This is a genomic window from Nocardia amikacinitolerans, assembly GCF_900215415.1.
Classification (GTDB): Bacteria; Actinomycetota; Actinomycetes; order Mycobacteriales; family Mycobacteriaceae; genus Nocardia; species Nocardia amikacinitolerans.
In genome coordinates, this window is the sequence record NZ_OBEG01000001.1 from 470,992 (window position 1) to 496,289 (window position 25,298).

At 68.7% G+C, this 25,298-nt stretch carries 25 protein-coding genes; 13 read left to right on the top strand and 12 right to left on the bottom strand.

Going from position 1 to position 25,298, the window contains the following annotated elements; all coding sequences use genetic code 11:
• Positions 1-37 precede the first annotated feature (37 nt).
• Both CRP45_RS02270 and CRP45_RS33620 read right to left on the bottom strand, forming a co-directional pair.
• Positions 38-1,297, bottom strand: a complete 1,260-nt coding sequence (locus CRP45_RS02270; protein WP_097243571.1) for a PucR family transcriptional regulator — start codon at positions 1,295-1,297, stop codon at positions 38-40.
• A 428-nt stretch (positions 1,298-1,725) separates the two neighbouring features.
• A complete protein-coding gene (locus tag CRP45_RS33620; RefSeq protein WP_179830732.1) occupies positions 1,726-1,902 on the bottom strand; it encodes a hypothetical protein in 177 nt (58 codons plus the stop codon).
• Between the two features lie 513 nt (positions 1,903-2,415).
• On the opposite strand from CRP45_RS33620, the gene CRP45_RS02275 reads away from it, so the two are divergent.
• The 4 genes from CRP45_RS02275 (at position 2,416) to CRP45_RS02290 (ending at position 5,745) form a co-directional block, all read left to right on the top strand.
• Positions 2,416-2,643 (top strand): ferredoxin, encoded by a 228-nt coding sequence (locus CRP45_RS02275; protein WP_097243572.1) that lies wholly within the window; start codon positions 2,416-2,418, stop codon positions 2,641-2,643.
• A complete protein-coding gene (locus CRP45_RS02280) occupies positions 2,643-3,194 on the top strand; it encodes a Cif family virulence factor (protein WP_067778228.1) in 552 nt (183 codons plus the stop codon). Before CRP45_RS02275 ends, CRP45_RS02280 begins: the two co-directional genes overlap by 1 nt.
• 5 nt (positions 3,195-3,199) lie before the next feature.
• A complete protein-coding gene (locus tag CRP45_RS02285) occupies positions 3,200-4,450 on the top strand; it encodes a hypothetical protein (protein WP_097244509.1) in 1,251 nt (416 codons plus the stop codon).
• A 68-nt stretch (positions 4,451-4,518) separates the two neighbouring features.
• Positions 4,519-5,745 carry a cytochrome P450 gene (locus CRP45_RS02290; protein WP_097243573.1) on the top strand — a complete coding sequence of 409 codons (1,227 nt, stop codon included), beginning with the start codon at positions 4,519-4,521 and terminating at the stop codon, positions 5,743-5,745.
• Positions 5,746-5,830: 85 nt separating this feature from the next.
• Here the strand turns inward: CRP45_RS02290 and CRP45_RS02295 are convergent, their stop codons facing one another.
• The gene (locus CRP45_RS02295; RefSeq protein WP_097243574.1) at positions 5,831-7,195 is read right to left on the bottom strand and encodes a cytochrome P450; all 1,365 of its coding nucleotides are present in this window, start codon (positions 7,193-7,195) and stop codon (positions 5,831-5,833) included.
• 133 nt (positions 7,196-7,328) lie between these two features.
• Here CRP45_RS02295 and CRP45_RS02300 point away from each other — a divergent pair, with 133 nt between their 5' ends.
• Positions 7,329-8,558: an MCE family protein gene (locus CRP45_RS02300; RefSeq protein ID WP_425436905.1), complete on the top strand. Its 1,230-nt coding sequence runs from the start codon at positions 7,329-7,331 to the stop codon at positions 8,556-8,558.
• 6 nt (positions 8,559-8,564) lie between these two features.
• Here the strand turns inward: CRP45_RS02300 and CRP45_RS02305 are convergent, their stop codons facing one another.
• Complete coding sequence (locus CRP45_RS02305) at positions 8,565-10,349, bottom strand: hydroxysqualene dehydroxylase (protein WP_097243576.1); 1,785 nt, start codon at positions 10,347-10,349, stop codon at positions 8,565-8,567.
• Complete coding sequence (locus CRP45_RS02310; protein WP_097243577.1) at positions 10,342-11,721, bottom strand: FAD-dependent oxidoreductase; 1,380 nt, start codon at positions 11,719-11,721, stop codon at positions 10,342-10,344. Before CRP45_RS02310 ends, CRP45_RS02305 begins: the two co-directional genes overlap by 8 nt.
• Positions 11,722-11,865: 144 nt before the next feature.
• Between CRP45_RS02310 and CRP45_RS02315 the strand changes: the two genes are divergently transcribed.
• Positions 11,866-12,510 (top strand): TetR/AcrR family transcriptional regulator, encoded by a 645-nt coding sequence (locus CRP45_RS02315; protein ID WP_097243578.1) that lies wholly within the window; start codon positions 11,866-11,868, stop codon positions 12,508-12,510.
• A 44-nt stretch (positions 12,511-12,554) separates the two neighbouring features.
• On the opposite strand, the gene CRP45_RS34390 is transcribed toward CRP45_RS02315, so the two are convergent.
• A complete protein-coding gene (locus tag CRP45_RS34390) occupies positions 12,555-12,704 on the bottom strand; it encodes a hypothetical protein (protein ID WP_245909838.1) in 150 nt (49 codons plus the stop codon).
• 426 nt (positions 12,705-13,130) lie between these two features.
• On the bottom strand, positions 13,131-13,928 hold the full coding sequence (locus tag CRP45_RS02325; protein WP_097243579.1) for an SAM-dependent methyltransferase: 798 nt from the start codon (positions 13,926-13,928) through the stop codon (positions 13,131-13,133).
• A 363-nt stretch (positions 13,929-14,291) separates the two neighbouring features.
• Here CRP45_RS02325 and CRP45_RS02330 point away from each other — a divergent pair, with 363 nt between their 5' ends.
• Together CRP45_RS02330 and CRP45_RS02335 are read left to right on the top strand one after the other, a co-directional pair.
• Positions 14,292-14,516 (top strand): DUF397 domain-containing protein, encoded by a 225-nt coding sequence (locus CRP45_RS02330; RefSeq protein ID WP_067778219.1) that lies wholly within the window; start codon positions 14,292-14,294, stop codon positions 14,514-14,516.
• Between the two features lie 89 nt (positions 14,517-14,605).
• Positions 14,606-15,493 carry a helix-turn-helix domain-containing protein gene (locus CRP45_RS02335; protein ID WP_067778218.1) on the top strand — a complete coding sequence of 296 codons (888 nt, stop codon included), beginning with the start codon at positions 14,606-14,608 and terminating at the stop codon, positions 15,491-15,493.
• A 368-nt stretch (positions 15,494-15,861) separates the two neighbouring features.
• Here CRP45_RS02335 and CRP45_RS02340 read toward each other — a convergent pair whose 3' ends face one another.
• From CRP45_RS02340 to CRP45_RS02350, 3 genes are all read right to left on the bottom strand, one after another.
• Positions 15,862-16,089: a hypothetical protein gene (locus CRP45_RS02340; RefSeq protein ID WP_067778370.1), complete on the bottom strand. Its 228-nt coding sequence runs from the start codon at positions 16,087-16,089 to the stop codon at positions 15,862-15,864.
• 653 nt (positions 16,090-16,742) lie between these two features.
• Entirely contained in the window at positions 16,743-17,402 is a 660-nt protein-coding gene (locus tag CRP45_RS02345) for an NAD(P)H-binding protein (protein ID WP_097243580.1), read from the bottom strand.
• A 29-nt stretch (positions 17,403-17,431) separates the two neighbouring features.
• The gene (locus CRP45_RS02350; RefSeq protein ID WP_342746973.1) at positions 17,432-17,992 is read right to left on the bottom strand and encodes a DUF2599 domain-containing protein; all 561 of its coding nucleotides are present in this window, start codon (positions 17,990-17,992) and stop codon (positions 17,432-17,434) included.
• A 169-nt stretch (positions 17,993-18,161) separates the two neighbouring features.
• Between CRP45_RS02350 and CRP45_RS02355 the strand changes: the two genes are divergently transcribed.
• Positions 18,162-18,356 carry a hypothetical protein gene (locus CRP45_RS02355; protein ID WP_097243581.1) on the top strand — a complete coding sequence of 65 codons (195 nt, stop codon included), beginning with the start codon at positions 18,162-18,164 and terminating at the stop codon, positions 18,354-18,356.
• A 4-nt stretch (positions 18,357-18,360) separates the two neighbouring features.
• Here CRP45_RS02355 and CRP45_RS02360 read toward each other — a convergent pair whose 3' ends face one another.
• Entirely contained in the window at positions 18,361-18,603 is a 243-nt protein-coding gene (locus CRP45_RS02360) for a hypothetical protein (RefSeq protein ID WP_067778215.1), read from the bottom strand.
• 276 nt (positions 18,604-18,879) lie between these two features.
• Between CRP45_RS02360 and CRP45_RS02365 the strand changes: the two genes are divergently transcribed.
• From CRP45_RS02365 to CRP45_RS02375, 3 genes are all read left to right on the top strand, one after another.
• Entirely contained in the window at positions 18,880-20,094 is a 1,215-nt protein-coding gene (locus CRP45_RS02365; RefSeq protein WP_097243582.1) for a lipase family protein, read from the top strand.
• Between the two features lie 212 nt (positions 20,095-20,306).
• A complete protein-coding gene (locus tag CRP45_RS02370; protein ID WP_097243583.1) occupies positions 20,307-21,725 on the top strand; it encodes a lipase family protein in 1,419 nt (472 codons plus the stop codon).
• A gap of 47 nt (positions 21,726-21,772) precedes the next feature.
• Positions 21,773-22,825, top strand: a complete 1,053-nt coding sequence (locus CRP45_RS02375) for a fused (3R)-hydroxyacyl-ACP dehydratase subunits HadA/HadB (RefSeq protein ID WP_179830733.1) — start codon at positions 21,773-21,775, stop codon at positions 22,823-22,825.
• A 6-nt stretch (positions 22,826-22,831) separates the two neighbouring features.
• Here CRP45_RS02375 and CRP45_RS02380 read toward each other — a convergent pair whose 3' ends face one another.
• A complete protein-coding gene (locus tag CRP45_RS02380) occupies positions 22,832-24,043 on the bottom strand; it encodes a hypothetical protein (protein WP_097243584.1) in 1,212 nt (403 codons plus the stop codon).
• Between the two features lie 305 nt (positions 24,044-24,348).
• On the opposite strand from CRP45_RS02380, the gene CRP45_RS02385 reads away from it, so the two are divergent.
• Positions 24,349-25,293 carry a helix-turn-helix domain-containing protein gene (locus CRP45_RS02385; protein WP_097243585.1) on the top strand — a complete coding sequence of 315 codons (945 nt, stop codon included), beginning with the start codon at positions 24,349-24,351 and terminating at the stop codon, positions 25,291-25,293.
• The last annotated feature ends 5 nt before the right edge of the window (positions 25,294-25,298 follow it).

A 25,298-nucleotide genomic window follows, 5' to 3' on the forward strand; every position in this document is an offset into this window, starting at 1 on the left:
TCGTTGCGCGGGCGAGATCTGCCGGGCGTACTTCCGGCTATAGGCGCCGGGCCACGCTGCGATCGAGGTCCCTGGCCAGCAGGGCGATGGCCGCCTGCGAGATGCCCGCCGAGGTGGCGAGGTCGATGGTGGTCAGCTGCGCGATGCGGCGCAGCCGGTAGTCGACGGTGTTGGGGTGCACGTACAGCTGGCGCGCGGTGAGCTGCCGGTTCATGTCGTTGCCCAGGTACGCGCGCATGGTGTCGAACAGCTCGGGGTGCGCGTCCAGCGGGTCCAGGATGGTGGCGATCCGCCGGGCGGCCGGTCCGCCGCGGGTGAGCTGGTACTCCACGGCCAGGTCGGCCATCTGATAGAGCCCTGCCGCGCGGCCGCCGACGCGGACCAGGTTCAACAGTTCGTGGGCCTGCTCGGCGGAATCCGGGATGCGATCGGTGTCGCCGACGACGACGGTGGCGGTGAGCGGCACCTCGGCGCCCTCGGAGAGCGTGTCGAGCACCTCGGCGGTGAGCGCGGGGACGTCCTCGCCGAGCGGAACCAGCAGCGTGCCGCCCTTGGTGGACAGCAGAGCGAGCGCGCGCGAGCGGAAGGCGCTGGCCAGCGCGGACTGTAGTCGGCGTAGCTTGCGCCGGGCGGCGACCCGCGCGTCGACCCGAGGGTCGCGCTCGTCCGGATGCTCCGGCACCGAGAGCGCCACCACCTGGTATGCCTCCGCGATCGGGATGCCCGCCTGCCTCGCGAGTGCGGAACTGCCGCGACCGCTGAGCAGGGCGGAGGCCAGCGTCTGCGCCGCGGTCTGGTGCTCGCGGGCGACCAGATGCTGCTCGTCGACGTAGGCGTCGGAGACCGCAGCCGTGATGACCTCGAGCAGTTCGAGCATCAGATCGGTCGCGACGATCACCTCGTCCACGTCGTCGGCCTTGGCGCCCTCGGTGACCAGGCCGAAGGCGATGCGCAGACCTTCGTGGTAGGCGCGCAGGATGGTGCCGAGCGGGACCGCCTCGCGCGCCCATTGGGCCGCGGCCTCCCTGACCTCGCCGAGCTGGGCGTCGTCGGGCACCATCCGGCGGTCGAACATCTCGGCCGCGAGCGCGAGGCAGAAGCGCGTCACCTTGGTGACGTCGCCGCGCATCTGCTCACCGGGCAGCGTGCGGCACGGCGCGACGCAGGTCGCGAAGTACCCCACCATGCGCGATGCGACGCCCTCGGTGTTCTGCAGTGGCACCGACGCCGGCTGTCCGCCTATTTCGAGCGCCGTGGCGGACGTGTCGGCGGACAGATCCAGCGCGGTGAAGGTCATACGTAGTGCTCCAGTGCCACATCGGACGAAATAGAACTGCGCCCGAATCGTTGCATCACTATACGAAACGGTTATGGGCAGGGCGAGTGTTCGGTGAGATACGTTGCATCGCAGCACCGTTGTGCACAGTTCCGAATGCAAGCTTCGGAACGGGCAGTTCCGCGGAATCGGCGCTCCCGTGGGCGAACCGGGCCCGCGGCAGCGTCGGTGTATCAGACGGTCGGCACGCGATCGCGCCGATGGGTGAGCCCTCCGGGTCGCCGCGTCCCGCCGCCGAGTGTCGGCGGATCTGTGAAGCGGGCACGTTTCGATTCTCGGGCTCTCGCGCACGGGAAGCCTGTCGTCGCCGGATCGATACCTTCGCCGACCGACCCCTGTGCGGCGGCCGAGTTGTCCGCCCGTGCCGTCGGCCGCTCCGGAATCGGAGCCTATTCGGCCCCGTCTTCCGTTGTGGCACTGTGGATCTCGCGTTCTATCGCCACCGCAGCGTAGTGCTGTCCGCAGGCGCGCAGCTGGGCGATTCGTCGGTGCACAGCCTCGGTGCCGTAGACGGCGGCGATATCGGCGACGCCGAGTCGGCGGGAACGATGTAGCGACTGATCCATGTGAAAGACCTTCGGGCGGTAGCGAGGAGTCCTCGTGGCAACGCTGACACGGGCTCGGTGAATCTCCTCTGGTTTTCGCGCCGAGTGTAGGTCCGTGTTCGATACAGATGCAAGTACATATGCGCGAACATCGCTGTGCGATAACGGTTTTGACAACGCGTCGTGATCTTGTGCGGCCAACTGTCTCGGTCGGCGGTCACGGGGATCCGATCCCGCCGAGACTTGCTCTGCGTCCCGGCGCCCGACGGCAGTCCTGTCACGCGGGAATCCGATTCGGCGGTGGGCTCACCGCGTCTTCGGCGGCGGGACCTTCCGTGTGGGTCGGGTGGCAGCGCCGGGTCGTCTTGTTCGGAAACCGTTGTTGGCCGCCGGTCGCGGTGGTACCGTCCAGACACGTGTCCAGGTACCTGTCTCAACGGTTGTATCCGTCGAAACGGTCCTGGCGAACCCGTTCTCGAAATCGAGGTGTGTGATGACAGCCAGGGTGTCCGCGCCCGGCGAGGGGAGGGCGCCGTGAAGATCTCCGTCGACCTCGACCTGTGCCAGGGCCACGCCGTCTGCCAGTTCGAGGCGCCCACCGTCTTCGCCGTGCCCAAACGCGGCCAGGTGGAGATTCTCGAGCCGAGCCCGGACCCGGAACTGCGCGAGGCGGTCGCCGGCGCGATCCGCTACTGCCCGACAAGGGCCCTTTCTCTCGCCGACGACGGCGAGACCGACGACGCCGCGAAAGGTGCACACTGATGGCCGCTTACGACCGCGCCGAGCTCGACGAGATGGTCCGCCGCTGGATCGTCGAGAACCAGCGCTGCGAGGAGAAGGGCGACTGGAAGCCGCTCGCGCAGATGTACACGGTGGACGCGACATACGGCTGGAACTACGGTCCGACCCAGGAATTCATGGCGGTCGGGCGCGACGAGATCCGGGATATCGCGCTGGGACAGGAGATGTCGGGCCTGGAGGGCTGGACCTACCCGTACCAGGAGTTCGTCGTCGACGACCGCAGCGGCACCGTGATCGGCTTCTGGAAGCAGGTCGCCGACGCGCGACGCCCCGACGGTCGCCCGTACAGCCCGGAGGGCATCGGCGGCAGCTGGTTCCGCTACGGCGGCGACTTCCAATGGTCCTGGCAGCGCGACTTCTTCGACTTCGGCAACGTCTCGGCGCTGTTCCTGGAGATGATCACGAACAACGCGCTGACCCCCGGTATGCAGCAGCGTATCGCCCGCTCGACCTCCGGCACGCCGCTGCCCGGCTGGTACGGCGTCGGCGAAGCGCCCGCCTCGCTGTGGTGACGGCGATGAGCGAGATACCCAGCCGCTACACGCGGTTCGCCCGGCCGACGCTGGCCGCGCTGGTGCCCGAACTGCTGTTGTGCGGGCACCTCATCGACCGTTCCGGCATGGCGCACTCCATCGCCGCGTTCGGCAGGACCGGCATGGCGGAGGTAGCCATCGAGGAGTGGCGGCTGGCCAGCCCGGTGTACACGCGCAGGATGCAGCGGGCGTTCGGCTTCGCGGGCGACGGCGTGGCGACGATCTTCAAGGGATTGCAGCTCGACATCGGCGCGCCGCCGCAGTTCATGGACTTCCGCTTCCGGGTGGACGACCACGAGCACGGCGAATTCTGGCTCGACCACTGCGGCGCGCTGGCCGATGTCGAGCCGATGGGCGAGGACTTCGTGGTGTCGATGTGCCACGACATCGAGGACCCCACCTTCGACGCGACCGCGCTGGCGACGAACCCGCACGCGCAGGTGCGCCCCGTGCACCGCCCGCCGCGGCGGCCCGCCGACCGCAAGCCGGTCTGCGCCTGGCGGGTCACCATCGACCCGGCCAACCAACCGCCGCCGGTGCCGCGCGACGCGGCCTTGGTCGCCGAGTCCGCCGCCGCGCGAACCGAATTGGCGCCCATCGATCCCACGGAGGACGGCCGATCCGACTACGCGGGACCGCTGCTGAGCGACCTGCGTTTCGCGGACTTCTCGCACTCGGCGCTGGTGCGGATGGCCGAGGAGGTGTGCCTCCAGCACCACCTGCTGACCCTCGGCTTCCTGGTCGCCGTGCGGGCCAAGACCGACGCGCCGACCGCGGCGGCGATCGTGCGCAAACAGTTCACCGGGATCGCCGGACTCACCGCTGACCGCATCCGGCGCTGCCTGCGGCTCGGCGACGACGCGGACGCCCTCGCCACCGTGCTGGCTGCGCACCCGGCGCTGAACCCGTTGCCCTACACGGGCATCACCATCGACAGCGCGAACGACACTGTGCGCCTGCGTATTCCACAGGACAGCGGCGCGAGTTCCGACGGCGCGTGGCCCGCGCTGCTCGACCCCGAGCACCTCGCGCCGCTGGACGCGCTGGCTCGGGCGGTGAACCCGCGCTGGTTCGCCACGGCCGTCGACGGCGACGACGGTGCGCTGACCGTCGATTTCGGACTCGCCGACGAACCGTTCCGCGAGGCCGCCGAAGTGGCCATCACCCGATTCAGCACCGGCGCGGACTTCGCGTTCACCGACCGCGGGAAACCGCTGCCGCTCACCGTGGTGTGACGGCCGACGAGCGACCGGCTGAACCGGGTCGCTCTGTACCGCAGGGCATTCCATTCCAGGAGGTAGACATGACCGCACCGTCGTTGCCCGCGGGTTTCGACTTCACCGATCCCGCACTCTGGCAGAACCGCAGCCCCGTCGAGGAATTCGCGCTGCTGCGCCGCACCGCGCCGGTGTGGTGGAACGCCCAGTCCGACGACACCTCGGGCGGATTCCGCGACGGCGGCTACTGGGTGGTGAGCAAGCTGGCGGACGTCAAGGAGATCTCGCGCCATCCGGAGCTGTACTCCTCCCAGCGCAAAGGCGCCATCATCCGCCTGCCGGGCGACATCACCGCGGAGCAGATGGACCTCACCGGCGCACTGCTGGTCAACATGGACCCGCCCAAACACTCCAAGATCCGCCGGATCGTCTCCAAAGGATTCACCCCGCGCGCGGTCGAGAGCCTGCGCGCCGCGCTGACCGAACGCGCCGAGCGCATCGTGCACGCCGCCAAACGAACGGGCGGCGGCGATTTCGTCCAGCAGGTGGCCTGCGAGCTGCCGTTGCAGGCGATCGCCGAACTCCTCGGTGTGCCACAGGACGATCGGCGCAAGGTCTTCGACTGGTCGAACCAGATGCTCAACTACGACGATCCCGAGTACGGCGACCCGACCACCGCCTCGGCCGAAATCCTCGGCTACGCATGGACCATGGCCGAGCAGCGCCGCGCGTGCCCGGTACACGACATCGTCTCCGAACTGGTGCACGCCGACGTCGACGGCGAGGCGCTGGCCTCCGACGAATTCGGCTTCTTCGTCATCCTGCTCGCGGTCGCGGGCAACGAGACAACGCGCAACGCGATCACGCACGGCATGAAGGCCTTCGTGGACAACCCGGAGCAGTGGGAGATCTATCGAGCGAGCCGGCCGCGGACCGCGCCCGACGAGATCGTCCGATGGGCCACTCCGGTGACGGCCTTCCAGCGCACCGCCACCGAGGACGTGGTGCTCGGCGGGCAGCGCATCCGGGCCGGGCAACGGCTCGGATTGTTCTACAGCTCGGCCAATTTCGACGAAGACGGCTTCACCGACCCGTTCGCCTTCGACATCCTGCGCGATCCGAATCCGCACGTCGGCTTCGGCGGAACGGGCGCGCACTATTGCGTCGGCGCGAACCTGGCCCGGCTGGAGATCGACCTGATGTTCAACGCGATCGCCGACGCCATGCCGAACCTGCGCCAGGTCTCGGATCCGGTGCGGTTGCGGTCGGGCTGGATCAACGGCGTCAAGAGCTGGCAGGTTCGCTACGACTGAGACGGCGACACTCGAACGGCCGCGACTCGCCGTCGCGGCCGTTCGAGCGTGTCCGTCGGAGCTCCGGTCCGAACGGCCCCGGCGTTCAGCCGTCCTGTCGAGGACGGCGCCTGCGGTAGCGCACCCGGCAGGGCTGTTCCAGCTGCACCACCATCTTCGAGTGGTCGTTGCGGTAGCTCTCCGAGGGCTGCGCCATCTCGAACTCCCAGTCCCGCAACAGGATCGAGAAGATCGCCTTGAGCTGCATGAGCGCGAACGCGGCCCCGACACAGCGGTGCCTGCCCGCGCCGAACGGGATCCACGTCCAGCGGTTGACGATGTCCTCTTGGTTCGGGTCGAGATAGCGGCCGGGGTCGAAGGCGTCCGGATCGGGGAAGTCCTCGGGCAGCCGGTTGGAGATGGCGGGTGTGGCGGCCACGTGGTCACCGTCGGCGATGTGGTACCCGCACACCTCGAAATCCCCCCTGGCGACGCGCATCAGGATGATCAGCGGCGGATGCAGGCGCAGTGTCTCCTTCAGCACCGCCTCGAGGCGCGGAATCTGGCGCAGCGCACCGAAACTCACCGGGGAGCCGTCCGCGTACAGCTCGTCCAGCTCGGTGACGACGCTGTCCAGCAGTTCTGGGTGGCGCAACAGTTCGATGACCGTCCACGCCGCGGTGCCGGAGGTGGTGTGGTGACCGGCGAACATCATCGAGATGAAGATGCCGGTGATCTCGCTGGCGCTGAAGCGCGGTGCGCCGTTCTCGCCGGGCACCGAGACCAGCACGTCGAGCATGTCGCGGTCGCCGCGGTCGGCGGCGGGAAGGGCGGCGCGCTTGTCCATGATCCCCTGCACCAGCTCGACGAGCGCGACGCGGGCCTCGTCCCTGCGGCGGAAGCTCTCGATCGGCGCGTAGGGGTCCACGTAGGCCAAGGCGTCGGTGCCGCGCTCGAGTTCGTGATAGAGGTGCGCGAACCTGCCGTCGAGCTCGTTGCGGAACTTCACGCCGATCAGGCAGGCCGAGGACGTGTAGATGGTCAGCTCGGCGAAGAAGTCGAGCAGATCGATCTCGCCCTCGTCGCCCCAGCGCGCCAGCATCCGCTCGACCTCGGCGGCGATCGTTGCCGCGTGTCCGCGCATGTGCTCGGCGCGCAGCGCCTGGTTGTGCAGCATCTCCTTGCGGCGCTCCGGGCTGGCGTCGAAGACCACCCCCTCGCCGAAGATCGGCTTCATGAACGGATAGGCCGCGCCCTGGTCGAGATCCTCGTCGCCGGCTCGGAAGAAGAATTCGTTGGCTTCCGCCCCGGAGAGCAGGATGACCTGCTTGCCCGCGAGTTCGAAGGCGCCGATGTCACCGCACTCGGCGCGCACCCGGCGCATCAGCGCGATCGGGTCGGAGCGGAACTCCTCGAGATGTCCGTGCTCGTGCTCGCCGCCGGAGACGCGCTGTGGTTTCACCAGAGTCATCGGAAATCCTTCCACAGATACCTGTCCAGACATATGCTGGACACGTGTCTGGACAGTACTACTGTCGACCGGACGCGAGCAAGGGATTCGCGGTCGCGTGATCGCGCGCAGGGCCCTCTCGAAGGGGTGAAGAGTGGACGCACGGCAACAGTCCTCGCGGGGGCGCTTTCCGATCCTGTTGGCCACCTGGGCGATGGTGCGGCTCAAACTCGCCGGGCTGGCGTTCCTTTCGGTGATCGCGGCGGTGACGCTGCTCGCCATGTCGATGTACGCGGGCCGCTTCGAGTCGACCGCGACGGTGCTCGTCGACGCGCCACGCTCGGGTCTGGTGCTCGATCCGGACGCCGCGGTGCGGATGCGCGGCGTCGAGATCGGGCGCGTCGCGGCCGTGGAACCGCACGCCGACCGGGTGCGGCTGCGGCTGGAGCTGGATCCGGAGCTGCTGCGGATGGTCCCGGAGAACGCCATGGTCGACATTCGCTCGACGACGGTCTTCGGCGCCAAGTACGTGCACTTCGTGCCGCCCGCCGCACCGTCGCGGCGCTCGCTGACGCCGGGGACGCTGGTCAGGGCGGAATCGGTCACCGTCGAGTTCAACACGCTGTTCCAGCGGCTCGCCACGGTGCTCGCGAAAGTCGAACCGGGACAGCTGAACGCGACGCTGGCCGCGCTGAGCGCCGCGTTGCAGGGTCGCGGCGAGCTGCTCGGTGATCTGCTGGCACGCGCGGATGTCACGCTGCGCCAACTGAATCCGAGTCTTCCTCAGCTCGGCCGCGACATGGCCGCCACCGCCGAGGTCACCGACCTCTACGCCGACAGCGCGGGGGAGTTGCTGCGCACGATCGACAACGCGACCGCGACCGGCGCGACGATCGCGGACCGGGCCGCGGACCTGGACGAAATGCTGCTCAACGTGGTGGGTTTGGCCGAGACCACCCGCGCGGTCCTCACCGAGAGCGAGCAGCCGCTGGCGACGGCGGTCCGGCTGCTGCGCCCGGGGAGCGCGCTGCTGAACGAGTATCGCGCCGCGCTGCGCTGCGTGATCGTCGGCATCGCCTCGGTGATGCCGTTGGCCGAGACGATATTCGGCGGCATGGTGCCGGGGGCGGTGTTCAACGCCAACTTCCTGCCTGCCTCGGAGCCGTACCAGTATCCGGAGGACCTGCCGAAGGTCAACGCGACCGGCGGTCCGGACTGTTCCGGCATCGAACAGCGCATGCCGGGCGCGCACGCGAACTACGTCGTGACCGATACCGCAGAGGGGTCGCCGTACGTCCCGTCGACCAGCGCCCGCCTGAACACGAACCCGCCGAAAGTGTTCGAGATCTTCTTCGCCGGAATGCCCGGTGTGGGTCGCCGGTGAGGACCCTCAGCCGTCCAGCACGTGAGGCAGGCCCGCGCGGTAGCGCTCGGCATCGATGCGTTTGGCCTGATCGAAGATCGGCAGCGAGACCAGCGGGAAGATCGGCACGCGCGGACCCGGGTCGTCGGCGGCGTCCATGATGGCATTGGCCGCCGCGCGGCCGGATTCGTTTGCGCCCTCCATGGTCGCCAGATCGATGTTGCTGCGCACATGGTCGCCGCCGAAGAACAGATTGGGCACGGCGCAGTGCGCGTCGGGTCGGTGGTCGTAGGAGCCGACGGTGTTGACGAGCAAAGGGGTCGCATTGTCGATCGCGCCACCGCGCCAGGTGATTCCGGGATCGAGGTGCCAGGAGTGCACGTCCTCGTCGCGCAACCAGCCCGTCGCGGTGTTCAGCCATTCCTTCAGTTGCGCCCACACTTCCGCGGCGATCTCCTCGCGGCCGCACTCCTTGGCGGATCGACCGTAGAGCACGCCGGGGGAGTCCCAGTCGGAGATGTCCACCGAAAGGCATTCGCGCACCGCGCCGTCGCCGTATCGTTCGGCGAAATCGCCCACCCACATCGGCGCTTGGCGCAACGCGGTGAGTGCCCACGGCGAACCGAGCGCGGCGATATGGCCTTCCGGCAGTTCGGTCGGGCGGGTGAGGTAGTACTGGATGCCGACCATCCAATCGGTGTGCAGCTGGTGCATGCCCGCCAGTCGCGGATCGGCCTCGAGGATCCGATCACTGAGCAGCGGAAGGGTACGCTCCACCGGCATGGCGCAGACGTACCAGTCCGCTGTGACGGTCTCGGCCGCGCCGTTCGCACCGCGCACGGTCGCCGAAACAATGCGCCCGCCACGCAGTTCCAGCGCACTCGCGCCCCGGTTCATGACGAAACGTACGCCGAGCGAGCGCAAGTAGCCGACCCACGGATCGATCCACGCCTCGTTGGTCGGCCGGTTCAGGATGCGGTCGATGCCCGCGGCGTATTGCGGAATCGCCCCTGTCGCGGCAAGCACCAGCGCCTCGCCGATCGTTCCGATGGTGCGCGCCGAGCTGACGTGCGGTTTGGCGGCGACGGTGATCCGGGTGAGCGCGTTGACCAGGTAGTCGCGATAGGCGGGCGACTTGCCCTCCGCGTGCAGGATCTGTTCCCAGGTGACGTACTCCCACTGCCCGTAGCGCCGCTCCGCGCAGGAGGTGAACCACACGGTCATCTGCTTGGCGAAGAACGCCAGCTCCCAGGGCGGCAGTTCGGGGACGAAGCCGAACGCGCCGACGATCGTGTTCTGCAAGCGCTGCGGCGTCACCTGATCGATCGCCCCGCGCTCGACGGGTACGAAAATCGGTGGGCGCCCGCGAAACCCGGCGACCGTGCCCTCCACCCGGATCAGGTTGCCCGCGACGCCGTCGTGGTTCCCGGGAAACGGAATGCGCCGCATGGTGTCCGGGATGTTCTGGTAGCAGCCGGGAAAGAAGCGAAAGCCGTGCTCGCCGGGCAGATCCAAGCGTCCGCCCTTGCCCGTGCCCGGCACGCCCATGCTGCGCGCCTTGCCGCCGAGAAACGCGGGTTCGTACACGGTGACCTGGTATCCGCGTTCGGCGAGCTCGTGAGCCGCGGACAAGCCTGCGACGCCACCGCCGAAGATCGCCACCGATCGGCCTGGCGCGGGCGTCCGCTTCGTTCCCGGAGCGGCGGTGGCTGTCGAAGCGGTCGCGGCAAGGCCGACACCCGCGGCCACGGCGCCGCGCAGTACCTCGCGGCGAGTGAGCGGAAGGCCGGAAGGCGGTCGTGTGTCACGCATGTCGATCTCCAGAGCAGGCGGCGGTGGCGGGAGCGAGAGCGTCGTGCGCGCGCGACTGCCACCAGTCGGCGGCGGTATCGCGGGCCTCGTGCAGGAGATGGGTCAGCACCGGACCGACTGACGGCCAGGCGTCGCGCAGCGCGCCGAGGGCAAGCGTGGCCGCGAGCGCGGGGGTGAAGACGTCTTTCGGATCCCTCGTTCGCGAGAAGATCGCGGTGACCGCCCGTGCCAGCTCCGGGTCGCTCGTGGCGCGGCGGTAGAGCTGAATCTCCAAGGGACTCATGGCCGCCGCGCGCGCCAGCCGGTTGGTCCACTGATAGATGTCGAGACAGTCGGCGAGGCGCTGGGACTCCCAGGCGCGCAGCGCCGCGTCCAGCCGGTCCGGGTCGTGCAGCACCGGGGCGGCGAGTTCGCCGAGCCGTCGGCCGTAGTGCAACGCGTCGCGAATGCCCTGGGCCGTCACCGGATCCTTGAAATGTCCCGCGTCGCCGGGCAACGCCCAGCCCGGGCCGCTGGATCGGCGGAAGTAGGAGACCAATCCGGTCGCGGAGCGGACGCGACCGACCCGCTCGCACCCCGCGAGCCGGTCGGCCAGCCCCGGAATCCGTTGGATCGCTTCGTGATAGCGTCGTTCGGCGCCGCTGCGACCAGGACGTTCCGCGCTCGACGGAGGTTGCACCAGGGCGAGCAGCAGTCCGTCGTCGCAGGGAAAGGCGGTGCCCAGATCGGGCCCGTCGCGCCACTGCGCGGCCACCTCGCGCCATCCGGCCGAGGTGTCGCGCCAGTAGGCGAAGTAGCAGTCGCGGCCGCTCGGCGCGGACAACCGGGGACGGGCCGCCCCTGCCAGCCGGGCCACGGTGCTGCGCCGTCCGTCGGCGCCGACCACGAGGGCGGCGCGCAATTCGCGGGTTCCGGAGGCGTCGGCGTACCTGACACCCACGCATCGTGTTCCGCGCCAGAGCAATTCGCCGACACGCGCACCCTCGCGCAAATCGGCGCCCGCCGCCACCGCGGTGGCCGCGAGTGCGGCGTCCAGCCCGGTGCGGCGCACGCACAGCGCGTAGTCGATGCCGTCGACCGGCGCGAACGGCGAGCGGATGGTGTGACCCGCGCCCGCCGCGTAGGCGGTACGCAGCGGCGGCGCGCCCAGGGCGGTGACGCGATCGAGCGCGTCGAGACGGGCCAATTCCGCGACACCGCCGGGCCACAACAGGTGCGTGGAGAGCGTGTCCGAGGGAAATCGCGAGGCCTCCAACAGCACGACCCGCACGCCGGCCCGTGCGAACGCGGCGGCCGTCGCCGAGCCGGCGCAGCGGGCGCCCACCACGACGACCTCGGTGTCCTCGACCGGGATGGCAGGAGCGCCAGGCATTTTCGAACCACCTCGGTCACAACGTCTCGGACACAGTGTCCGATCGATGGTGCGGCTCGGCGCGCCCCGGTGTCAACGCCCGCACGGCAGAATGGAATTCATGAATCCCTCCAGCGAACGATCGCGGCGGCGCCCGGGTGGCGGATGCCGTCGCTGACGAGAGCCCCGAAGCACGCGCGCAGGCCGGTCGACGACCGGCGAACGGATTTCGAGCGGCGCGTCCTGCGCGCCGTCGAGGAACTGCTCGCCGACGGGACGCCCTACACCGAGATCGCGGTGCGCGAGATCGCGGCCGCCTCGGGCGCGGCGAGATCGACCTTCTACCGCTACTTTCCGGACAAGAGTCGGCTACTGATCAGAATGGCCGAGCTGGCCACCGCGGACCTGTTCGACGCGGCGGAGACGTGGTGGCGCGGCGACCACGGCGACCACCGGGCGGGGGTGGTGGGCGCGATCGGCAGCATGATCGCGGGCTTCCGGGAACATCGGTATCTGCTACTGGCGCTGAGCGAAGTCGCCGCCTACGACCGGGATGTGGGGCGGTACTGGAGCGGTCGGGTTGCGGCCTTCGTGGAGGTGGTGCGTACTCGGCTCGAGGCGGATCGGGCCGCGGGCCGGATCGATCCGGCCGTCGATTCGACCGCGACGGCGTTGGTGCTGACCGCTATGGTCGAGCGATCGATCACCGCCGCCTTCGCCGCGAACTCGGTCGTCACCGACGCCGCGCTTGCCGACTCCTTGGGGCGGGCCATCTGGCTGGTCGTCTACGGTGACGCGCCCGAGGCGTGAACGCTGCGCGAAAAGAGCTGCGCCGGACGAATATCGGGGTGCGACTACTCGTCGTCGAGACCGGCGGACAGGTACGCCGCCGCCGCGAGCCATTGCCTGCACTGTGGGCCGTGCACCTCGTGGACGTGCAAGATCTCGCGCGCTCTGCGGTAGGTGAGGCCACCGGGTTCGGCGCCGCAATCGGCGGTGGACACTTCGCTTACGGCGCGTGGCCGCAAGGTCTCGACACCGGTGCCTCCGAGAAGGAAGTCCCGGTGGGGAGTTCGAAATGGCTGACTCATGTCGACCGCCCCTCGCGTCTGGCAATGGGGAGGCGATTGTCTGGCGACGCCGGCGCGAACTCCCTGGGCGCCTCCCCGCTATCTACTGCCCGAGTTTAGAACCGTGTACCTTGCAGATGCAAGTACATTTGCACGAACGACCAACAGGTATGTAAAACGGCGGCCGCCGAACCGATCGGCGGCCGCCGTTGTGGCACAGCCTCTTTCCAGACGTGCCCGACCGTTTTTCCTGACGTGTCAGGAATTATTCGGCGCGGCACACGTTCTCGATGACGCGTCACGCTATTTCCGGTGCCGCCGGACTTTTCGCGGACGCGTCGATATTCGCGTTGTGTGGCGTCAGGGTTTCCGTGCCACGGCGCCGTACGCGGAAATGGGCCGGATCTCGCCGACCTCGGCATTCTGGGCGCGCCACTGGGTGATGGAGGTGAAGCCGGGCTCCACCATCTCCAATCCGTCGAAGACGGCCTTGATCTGCGCCTGCGGCCGCGGCAAGTACGGAACGCCACCGGTCCCGGTGTAGTTCTCGCAGAGGGTTACGTATTCCTTGCTGTCGTCGGTGCCGTCCCACATCACCAGGTAGCTGCCCGACGGGACGGCGTCGAGCACCGTGTGGACGATGCGCAGCAGCTCGTCGTAGGACTTGGCGTGGCCGAGCACGCCCATGAACATGACGCCGATCGGCTTGTTGAAGTTGAGCACGTTGCGCGCGTCGGCGACGATCTGCTCGGTGTCGTGGAAATCGCAATCCACGTACGTCGTAACGCCCTCCGGCGTCGTGCTGGTCAGCAGCGCCCGCGCGTGCGTCAGCACCAGCGGATCGTTGTCCACGTAAACGATTTTCGAGTCCGGCGCCACGCTCTGCGCGACCTCGTGGGTGTTCTGCATGGTCGGCAGGCCGGTGCCGATGTCGAGGAACTGACGGATGCCGACCTCGCTGGCCAGGAAGCGGACCGCGCGGATGAGGAACTGCCGCGACTGCACGGCCATGGTGGTGATGTCGGGATCGACCTCGATGCCCGCGTCGCCGGCGATCCTGTCGATTTCGTAGTAGTCCTTACCGCCCATCCAGTAGTTCCAGATTCGCGCGGAATGGGGAATGTCGGTCCGGATGAGTGGGCTGTGGTCTTCGGGCATCGCGTAAGACTCCTTGGAACATGTGTGCGTGGCCGGATGTCCGCCGCCCTTGACCGATGTGCGGGGCGCGCCGCGCGCGTCCGGCTCCGCGGTTGTCGCGAATGGACGGTCATCCGATGTGCTCTGTGACAGTACAAGATTCGGTTGCCGTGAGCGGTCCGGATGCGCGAGGTGAACGGGGCCTTTACAGGACTCCGCGAATCATCGGCATCAAAGCCGACCGGTAGGTCCGAATTATTCTGCGCCGCATGGTGAACTTCGTGCTATCGTCCGAATGCGGGTGCAAATGCAAGAACGTTTGAGCGTGCATCTGCAAGCTCGAGCCGTAAGTCCCTCACACTGGCAGTAACCGAGGAGTGGGAAATGTCGGGTACAACCACGCACAAGATCACCAGCGCCTGGCGCAAGAGTTCGTTCAGCGGACCGAGCGGAGGCAACTGCGTCGAGGTGGCGGAGGTGTCCAATGGCCTGGTCGCCGTACGCAACTCGCGCGACCCCGAGGGTGCCATCCTGTTCTACACCCGTCCGGAGATCGACGCGTTCGTCCGCGGTGCGAAAGCCGGGGAATTCGACGATTTGACTAGCTGAAAGGTAACATTGCGGTCGGTGCGGTGTGTCTCGTAACGACAAGTGTGTGACACACTGGTGGGCAACCTCGAGTATCGGAGACGAACTCCATGATCGCAGAACCCAACGACGACGGCCTCGTGCAATCGGTTGTCGCGGAGCGTGGTCCGACCGTGCTCCGGATCGCCCTGGGTGGGCAGTTGCGCAAGCTACGCGAGAGTTGCAACATCACCCGCGAGGCCGCGGGTGAGGCGATCCGCGGTTCGCACGCCAAGATCAGTCGTCTCGAGTTGGGCCGCACCGGCTTCAAAGAACGTGACATCCGCGATCTGCTGACCCTCTACGGCGTCGCCGATCCCGAAGAACGCGAACAGTTCCTGGCTTTGGCCAGGCAGGCCAACGAGCCCGGCTGGTGGCACCGTTACAACGATCTGCTTCCGACGTGGTTCGGTACTTATCTGGGCCTGGAGCAGGCGGCCAACAAGATCCGCACGTACGAAGCGCATCTCGTGCCCGGCCTGCTGCAGACTCCCGAATACGCAAGGGCCGTACTGGCTCTCGGCTACGACGACGCCGACACCGATCGGCGAGTGGCCGTGCGTCAGCGCAGGCAGGAGATCCTGCACCGCACCGATCCGCCGATCGTCTGGGCGGTGATCGACGAGGCCGCGCTGAACCGCCCGGTCGGCGGGCCGCATGTGCTCCGCGAGCAGATGGAACATCTCATCGCGCTGGCGGCTCTGCCGAACGTCACCCTTCAGGTTCTGCCGTACTCGGCGGGTGAGCACGCGGCCGCGGGCAGCTCCTTCAGCATCCTGCGCTTCGCCGAGCCCGAGCTACCCGACATCGTGTACCTCGAGCACCTGACCAGCGCTCTGTACCTGGACCGCAGGCAGGACCTGGCGCTCTACCTTTCGGTGATGGACCGCCTGAGCGTCCAGGCCTTGCCGCCGCAGAAGTCGATCGACATGTTGTCGAAGTACGCGGCCGAACTGTGATCACGCGCAGGCACTGAAGATTACGAGCGGTCTCTTTTCGCTTGCCCGTGCGGCAGCGTGCGCGCCGAAAATGATTGACCGCGTATTCATCCGGACCGCCGTGTGCGCTCGCTGAGCGGCGGGTCGTCCCGGACCGCTCGGACAGTCGGCGGTCTCGAACCGCCGCGAACGATGGAGAGCCTGCGGGAAGGCGGGAGATGGCCGCCCGGGTGAGCGTCCGGATGACGCGAGGGGAGTGATCGGGAAGGTCGCGATGTGCGTCGCACGCCGAGGCCCCGCGGACGACGGTAGTGTCCGGCCGGGGTTGTCACAGGCGAGATTCATTGGCGCGCAGCGTGGTTCGGCTGCGGCGCCGCGTGGTGAATCGGCTACTGTTTGATGAAGGTGGACGCGATCCGCCAGAAGGTCGCCGGTTGCAGCGCCTTCAGATCCCAGTCGTCCGCCATGGCGTGCGCCGTCGAGACGATCCGATCGATGTCGAAATCGTTCCGGGTGGCCGCGCCGGTGGACTCGACGGCATCGATGACGAACGCGACCGCCGTTTCTCGCGAGTACGTAGTGTTTCGGTGGCCGCTGCGGGCCGGCGATGTGCTCATAGTTCTACCGTTCGCTGGCTGGTCGGCCAGTGCGGCCTCGGCGAACCCGAGCCGGCCGCCGATGAGTGGCTGGTCCATAAGACGCCCCTGACTGTAGGCGGCAGCAAACTTCCGGCGACTTTGCCATCGGTTCGCCCACGCGGCCTCCCCTGGTTGTCCCCTATATAGCTTTGCGGAACTGAGTTTATGTCCGCGTGCCTTTCAGATGCAAGTACATCTGCACGATCGATTGTATTCGCACAAAAGGTTTTTCACCCTTACCGCTGGTGTCGCCGACCGTCCCGACCGGACGGTTCATCGGGTCGGCGTCTCGGCGCCCGGGTTTCCCTCGGCCCGCGCGGCCCGGTTCGGGCGGCGAGGTATGCGCCTGGCCAGGTCGGAGACCGCGCGCTGAGGCGAGGTGGGCGTTCCGGCGCGGCCTGCGTGCGCGCGGCGGACGAGACCGGACGGTTCGCGATCTGCGAGTGGAGTGAAGTGTCATCATTCCGGCGACGGGCGTCGGCCGTGTCGAGCCCGGAATCGGTGACATCGAAAATCGTTCCGGAATCGTGGCGAAAACAAGCGCTCGTATGGCGCGGATAACTCGGCCGACGGAACCGACTTTGGGATCACCCCGGTCGAATCCGCTGCTACGCAAACCATTCAGCAATCAATCAGCTACCTATCGCGGAGACCGCATCCTCCAGTGGCGTATCCCCCGCGACGAGCGCGAGCGTGGTGCGCACGGTGTTCGGAGCGGACAGGAGGGCGGCGAGAACGGCGGCGACATCGGCGCGGGCAATGCTGTCGCGACCGATCGGATACTGGCTCAGCGTGACCAGGCCGGTGGCGTCGGTATCGAGCAACCGGCCGGGGCGCAGGATGGTCCAGTCCAGATCGCGCGCCCGAAGATCGTCCTCGGCTTGGGTTTTGGCAGCTATATAGGCGGCCCACACCTCGTCGGTGCCAGGCGCGGGCGGCTGACCGGCCCCCATGGTGGAGATCTGCACGAAACGGCGCACACCCGCCTGTTCGGCGGCGTCGGCGAGCAGCACCGAGCCGCCCTTGTCGACGGTGTACTTGCGGGCCGCGCCGCTGCCGGGTCCCGCGCCCGCCGCGAAGACGACGGCATCGGCTCCGGTGAGGGCGTCGACGAGCGCGGGCAGGTCGGTGCGTTCCAGATCGAGCACGACGGGACGCGCTCCGGTGGCGGCGACGTCCTCGGCATGGTCGGGGTTGCGGATCAGGCTCGTCACGGAGTGACCTGCGGCGGCGAGCGTTTCGGCGAGCAGCAGGGCGATCTTGCCGTGTCCACCGGCGATCACGATGCGCATGGGTGTCCTTTCCGATAGCGGGCGAACCGTCAGCGTTCGGGTCCGCCCGGGTTGCACGAGGCCTGCACGGTGGCGGGGTAGCCGACGGCGGGCCGCCACGGTTCGAGATTCCAGCTCGGCTTGTTCGGCTGTACCAGCCGCGCCCAGTCCCAGTGGCAGATGAACTGGTCGCGCATGCCGGGAGCGTCGGCGGCGGGGGAGTGGGCGAGCACCTCCTGCCAAGCGCGCTCGTCCGAACCGGGGTAGGTGGTGCGGCGGCCCGCCTCCGAGGGGAAGACGAGCAGGCGTCGGCCGTCCACGTTCTCGGTCCACTCGACGTGGTCGACGAGCGGAATGCCTTCGTACGGATCGACCGTCGGCTGTGCCGCGAGGGGCGTCGCGGGGTCGGTGCGCGCGATCGGCGGAGACGTGGGCGTCGGTGTCGCGGAGGTGGTGGGGGACGGTGTCCGCGAGACCGTGGTGGACGACGTCGCGGTGGGTGCCTCCTCGGCCCCGCATCCGGCGACCGCGACGGACACCAGCAACGCGAACCCCGCCCCGCGCGCCAGGCGCGTTCGCCGGTCGTGTGCTGTCCGCGTCCGCAGTCTCACTATCGATCCCCTCCCGAGGCGCCGTCGCGTCCGCGTGGCGCGGACGTCTCCGTCGAGCGTAATCGCGAGCGGTGCGACGGCCCTCGCCGAGAGCTCGCGCCCGACCGCGTACCGGGACACCGAATGTGGTGTCTTGTTCCGCGGGCATCGATCCGGCAATCATCGGTCGATGAAGCGTGCACTGGTCATGGCGGGGCTGCGCGCGACCGCGCCCGAACTCGACGTCGACGGCTATTCGACCCCGGTGGGCAGGCAAGTTCTGGACGTGGTCGAGCGGGAATGCGTCACCGAGGCCGACGCCATCGCGCGCGATTCGCTGCCGGACACGCTGGCCTTCCTGCACCGCGTGCTGGACAACCCCTGAGGGCTCAGTGCCACAGCGAACGGCAGGGCAACCTGCGTAACTCGGGCCGGACCTTGCCGTCGACGGTGACGGTGAGTCCCGCGTGCAGCGCCGCCGTGGTGAACTCCCACGCCTCGGTGCTGGTCGCCGCGTACTCGAGGACGATCGTGTCCTCGGGCGTCGGGCCGTCGAAGTAGACGGTCACGCGCCGAGTCGGCACATCCGCGACACCCCGCTGACGTTCTGCGATGTGCTGCGTGCCGTCCATGCCACCGTCTCCTTCCGGGCCGGCGCGGCCCTGCGCCGGTTACTCGACGGTAGGTCCGGAACCATAGTGAAGAACATGTTCCATCCCACTGGCTGGACAAGTCACAGAGCGTCGCGGGCTTCGGTGGGGATTCTCACGAGTGTGTGTGCGCGGCGGTCACAGCGTGTCCTGCACAAACTTGTGAGAAGTCAACACGTTGCTTGTCTTTTTTGCCATGCCGACCGGGCAGTGTTCAGGATGATCTCCAACGTTGGACCCACTGGGGAGGCGCAGTCCATGAGGAAGGCCTTACGTTCGGTGCGCGCGCTCGGAGCCGCGGCGCTCGGCGTGCTGATGGTGGTGGCGGTGGCCGGAGCGAGCCACGGCGAACCGCTGTATCCGGCGCCGGACCCGGATCCGTTCTATGCCGCGCCCCCGGATCTGGCCGACAAGAAGCCCGGCGATGTGCTCGCGGTGCGCCAGATGCCGCCGCTGCTGATCTTCCCGGACACCACGGTCACCCTGGTGCGCTTCCGCTCGACCAACTCCACGGGCAAACCGATCGCGGCCACCACGACGGTGCTCACCCCGAAGGCGCACCGCGCGGACGGCCCGCTGCTGTCCTTCCAGCACATCATCAACGGGCTCGGCGCCGAGTGCTCGGTCTCCCGGGTGCTCTACACCGGCGATCCGAATCTGATCGTGCGCGAGGCGCCCGGCTGGAACGTGCTGTTGCAGCGCGGCTGGACCGTGGCGCTGCCCGATCACCTCGGACCGCAGTTCGCCTACGGCGCCGCGAAATTGGGCGGTCAGATCACCCTGGACGGCATCCGCGCGGTCAAGCAGGTGTCCGAATTGCGGCTGGCGCAGAGCCCGACCGCGATGGTCGGGTACTCCGGCGGCGGAATGGCCACCGCGTGGGCGGCCGCGCTCGCGCCGGACTACGCGCCGGAGCTCCAGCTCGCGGGCGCGGCGATGGGCGGGGTGCCGATGAACCTGGTCAAGATGCTCGAGGGTCTCGGCCTCGGCTCGCATCCGGTGTTCGGTCTGGCGCTGGCCGCGGGCCTCGGCTTGGAACGCGAGTATCCGGAGCGGTTCCCGCTCAGCGATCAGCTCAACGATCGCGGGATTGCCGCACGCGACGCCATCGCCAACAGCTGCACCAACGACATCATCGCGACGGGCGCGGGGCGCGGCGCGATGGACTTCGCGAAGACGACCTCGATGATCGACGACCGCGACGCGCGCGCGGTGGTGGAGGAGAACAGCCTCGAGCTCTACGACGGCGTCCCGCGCACGCCGGTGTTCGAATGGCATTCTCCGATCGACGGATTGGTTCCGGTCGACGCGATCGTCAACACCGATCGCAGGTGGTGCGCCGCGGGCGTGCCGGTGCAGGCCGAGCAGATCCCGGTGCCCGATCACCTGACCGCGGCCGTTCTCGGCATCCCCGCCGCGCTGAGCTGGCTCGACGCCCGCTTCCGCGGCGAGCCGGCGCCGAGCAACTGCTGACTCCGGCCGAGCCGAATCCGCCTCGGGGCAGGTGGATTCGGCTCGGTTGTTGCGATTCGGCGTCATGACACGCACAACTCGGGCACGAACCGGCTGCCGCCTCGGCGCGTCCGGTTAGCCTGAGTCCCTGGCCCCCAGGGGCATTCGGGGGTCGACGGCCGCATCTCCCAGGGCGCCAGGCGAACCCGACGTCGCACCCAAAGGCGTGTGCCATGAGATCTTTGCGTGCCCTGCTCCTGACGGCGCTGCTGGTCGCTTCGGCGATGGGCCAGGCCGCCGCCGATCCGCCCGCCGCCCCCGCACCGCCCGTCCTTCCCGATCTGTCCGGACTGCCCGCGGTGCCCCATGTTTCGGGATCGCTGCTGCCCGGTGTGCAGGAATGGATCGACCGGGTGATTCCGCCGCCTCCGATCGTGTCGACGCCGCGCCAGGACGGCGCGGTGCTGGAGACCGCGGGCGTCTCGCCGACATTGGCCGCGCTGCACGAGGCTTCGCTGCCCGCCGGGGTGGGCGATCCGATCTTCGATCAGTGGCCGCCCGGCCTCGCCGACTACGCGCCGGGCGAGATCGTCGAGGTCCGCGATGTCACCGCGACGGCGGGTTTGCTCGTGCTCGTGCCGTTCCGCCAGGCGCTGCTGATGAAGTATCGCACCACCGACGCGCACGGCAGACCGTCCTTCGCCACCGCGACCCTGGTCGTGCCCGCCGGTGCGTGGACCGGTCCCGGTGATCGCCCTGTGCTGGTCAACAATCTCCCGATCGACGCGCTCGGCCGCGACTGCACCCCTGGTTACAGCTTCGCCAACGGCTGGACCGACAACACCAGCGTCACCGATTTCCTCCCGCCCACAACGCAATTGGCGGTGTCGCGCGGATACGCGGTGCTGATCCCCGATCACGAGGGCCCGTGGATGGCCTACGCCGAACCGTATGTCGCAGGCCACGCGGTGCTGGACAGCATCCGCGCGGTGCGCGGTCTGCTGCCGGAGGAGTTCGGCGCAAGTGCTTTCGCCATGTTCGGCTACTCCGGCGGCGCCATCGCCACGCACGGCGCGGTCAAACTGATCGACGGCTACGCGCCGGAGCTGTCCGAGGTCGTGGTCGGCGCCGCGCTGGGCGGTGTCCCCGCCGACTACGAGATCCTGGCGCGCAGCATGAACGGCAATCTGGCCTCCGCGGTCTTCATGGCCGCGGTGTTCGCCATCGGAAGGGAGCGTCCGGAAATCCTGGCGCGGATGAACAACCTGGCCAAATGGATCGCGACCTCACCGGTGAAAGACCTGTGCGGCAGCACATTCGGTGCGGTCGGCGTGCTCATGCTGCCCATCGACATCGCCGCGAACTTCCCCGATCCGCTCGGTTCGGATTTCGCCGCCGAGATCTACCGCGTGACGCGCATGGAGGACATGCCCTCGGCGGTCCCGCTCTACATCTACAACGGGGACCAAGAGTTCTGGATCCCGGCCGAAGGCGCGCGCAACCTCTACCGCGAACAGTGCGAGCTCGGTGTCACCGCGGTCTATCGCGGGGTGCTCGGCGAGCATGTGATCGGGGCGGTCACCGGTTACCCGGAGGCGTTGCTCTGGCTGGACGAGCGCTTGCGCGGTGTGCAGGCTCCGAACGAATGCTGATGCTCCAGCGAACGTTGCGCGAACACGCCGCTGCGCGATCTAAAGGTATGACGCTGCACATCGACGCACCCTCCGCCGCCGAGCAGGCCGCGGCGCTGGTCGGTCGGCACTTCCGGCTCGCCGACCACTACGAGGTCGGCCGGGAGAAGATTCGCGAGTTCGCCCAAGCCGTGCAGGACTATCACCCGGCGCATTGGAGCGAGGACGCCGCGGCGTCGCTCGGTTACGCCGGACTTGTCGCGCCGCTGACCTTCCCGGCGATCGTGTGGTTACAGATGCAGCGGACGCTGTTCGAGACCGAACTGACGGGCTACGACGTCAGCCAGGTGCTGCACACCGAGCAGCGGGTGCGGGTGCATCGCCCGATCGTCGCGGGCGACGAGCTGGTCTCCGAGTGCACGTTCGAGTCGTTTCGGCAGTTCGGCGAGATGGATCTGCTCGTCATCCGGAATCTGCTCAGCGACGGCCAAGGACGGCCGCTGCAGACGACGTCCAGCACCGTCGTCGCGCAGACCGGCGTCGAGCTTGACGGCGATCTCGCCGCCGCGGTGGCGGGCGTGATGATGAGCGGCCACGGGCTCGGGGTGCGCGGCGGCGCCGCCCGGCAGCACTGTGCGGCTCGGCTCACCGAGCGCGCGGCGGCTGCGCCGGACGCGCTCGACGACAGCGATCGGCGCGGACCGATCCGCTTCGAGGAGCTACGCGTCGGTGACGAACTGCCCGCGCACGAGGTGGCGCTCTCGCGCGGCGATCTGGTCAACTACGCGGGCGTCTCCGGCGACACCAACCCCATTCATTTCAGTGACGAGGTCGCCGGGGCGGTCGGGTTGCCCGACGTCGTCGCGCACGGGCTGCTGACCATGGGCCTCGGGGCGGGATATCTGACCTCGTGGCTCGGCGATCCCGGCGCGGTGGTCGACTACGGCGTGCGCTTCGCCGGTTTCGCGCCGGTGCCCGCGGACCGGAACAGCACGATCGAATTCAGCGGCCGCGTCAAGGAATTGGATACGGCGCGGCGCGCAGCGACCGTGCGGGTCGGCGCCACGTGTGGTGCCCGCAAGTTGTTCGGCCGGGGCAGCGCGCGCGTCCTGCTCGCCTGACTCGGCTCACCCGCCGAGCAGCCATTGCTGGTTCAGCCGCAGGTGGTTCGCCTGCCACGCCGAGATGAGCGCGGGATCGGAACCGGGTGGGGGAGGCGGTGATTCGCCGGGGAACAGGCCGTTGTCGTCCGGCGCGCCGAGCGCCGCCGGATCCGGATGGTGCGTGGTCGTCGGAATCTGCGGGTGCGTTTCCGAAGGACGCGGGTCGTTCGGATCGTACGGGTCGGCCGGGTCGCCAGGGTCGATCGGCCGCGCCTCGGCGGGCGTAGGCCGGACAGGGTTCGCCGGTGCGTCGGCCGCGGGAGCGATCGGTGGCTGGGCGCCCTCGATGTAGGTCGGCGGCCCCGGGTCGGGACGCGCGGTATCGGGGGTGGCGGGCGCAGCGGCGGGCGGGGCAGGCTGGTACGCCTCGCGCGTCCACGTCGCCTCGTCGGTGCCGCGCGAGAGCGCGATGCCCGATGCGGCGAGCACCGCGACCGCCGCCGCGCCGAGCGGAAGCGCGACACCCGCGCGCCGTCGCTCGACGGTCGCGATCGCGGGGGTCGGTTCGCCGCCGGGATCTTGCGGCAGCTGAGCGGCCGCGATGCGGGCTGCGCCGACCGCAGCGGCGGTGTACCGCTCGTCCACGGTGACGGCGGGGACCTCGAAAACGCGCTCGAAATCGTCCAGCAACTCGGGTGCGGCGCCTTGGGCGCCGCACAGCACAACGGCGTCCAGGGCCATGCCCTTGGCCAGCAGCGCGGGGCGCACGCGATCGAGCGCTTCCGCCGCGGGATCGGGTCCGGCCCGCCACGCCGCCGAGGCGATGATGCGCGAGCGCGCCGCGTCGGTGAGGATGAAGGTCAGGTCACGGTCGGAGACCTCGAGTACCAGAATGGTCTCGAATCGGTCGAGCTCCGCGGCCTCCCGCACGTAGGCGAGCAGCGCCGCACGCACCGATACGAGCGAGGACGTCCGCCATCGGCCGGTGGCCAGATGCGTGACGATGTCGCGCCGCTCCTCCACCGTGCGGTAGGTCAGCGCGATGTTCTCGATGAGCGAGCGGGTCCGGTCGGCCAACTGTTCGAGGGCCGCCGCGATCGACTCGGCCGCCGTGGCCTCGCCGATCTCCCACTCCACCTCCTCGAGCGGGGCCGACGGCGGTTCGTCCGCCGCCGGGTTGGAGAGCAGTACCGCGCGAACCGTCGATCGGTCCGCGGAAACACCCACGGTCGCCATAACGATCACCTCTGCCTACACGACTCTCCTACTCGATTCGTCGCGGGCCGGTGTGCCGATGGGCCCGAGACCTGTCTGCCACACACTCGATATAGCGGTGGGATGCGCGGAAACGTTAGCGCGACGATTGCCGCGGCCGGTTGCCTGCGCCGTACGCGCGACCGAATTGTGCACGTCTCATCGGGAAGGGGCTCCGGCTCGTGGCCGTTGCCCGGCACCGATGTGCACGTGCGGCTGCACGTGCATCCGAACCACACCATCGTATGCCCTGGAGAGTCGCCCGCGATTCGTGGCATCATCGGTGGATGAGTGCTCCGGAAGCGCGACTCTCGGGCGAATCTTCCTTTCCCAGAACGCATCCCGGCCCCGATGGTGGTCCGACGGTGTTGCGGATGCTGCTCGGCGGTCGATTGCGGCGATTACGCGAGGCCGCGGGCATCTCCCGCGAGGACGCGGGGGAGGCGATCCGCGGATCGCACTCCAAGATCAGCCGTTTGGAGCTCGGCCGCACCGGTTTCCGCGAGCGCGACCTGGTCGACCTGCTCGCGCTCTACGGCGTGACGGACCCGACCGAGCGCGCGGAATTCCTCGAGCTCGCCAGGCAGGGCAACGCCTCCGGCTGGTGGCATCGCGACAACGACTGGCTGCCGAAGTGGTTCGACACCTATCTGGGCTTGGAGCAGGCGGCCAGGTTGATCCGCTGCTACGAGCCGAGGGCGGTACCCGAGCTGCTGCAGACCGCCGACTACGCGCGGGCCCTGCTGTCCCTCGCGCACCCCAACGAGTCGTTCGCGGCGATCGAGCGCCGGGTAGCGCTGCGGATGCGCCGCCAGCACATCCTCACCCGGCCGGAACCGCCCCGGATCTGGGTGATCGTGGAAGAGGCCGCGTTGCGCAGGCGCATCGGTGGCTCGGCGGTCTGGCTCGAGCAGCTCGACAGGTTGCTGGAGGCGGCCGATCAGCCCAACATCACGTTGCAGGTGCTCGCCGACCACGTCGGTGGCCCGGCGCTGGCCGACGGCGCCTTCACGATGTTGCGTTTCACCGAGTCCGATCTGCCCGACATCGTCTATCTCCAGCAACTCACCGGCGCGCTGTATCTGGACAAGCAATCGGACCTCGCCGCCTACCGTGCCGTCGCCAACATGCTCTCCGTGCACGCCGCACCGCCCCAATACACGCGCGGGCTGCTGGAAGCGCTGCGCGATCGGCAGCCACCCACCGTGGACGAGCCGACCGGACAGGGCTGAGGAAC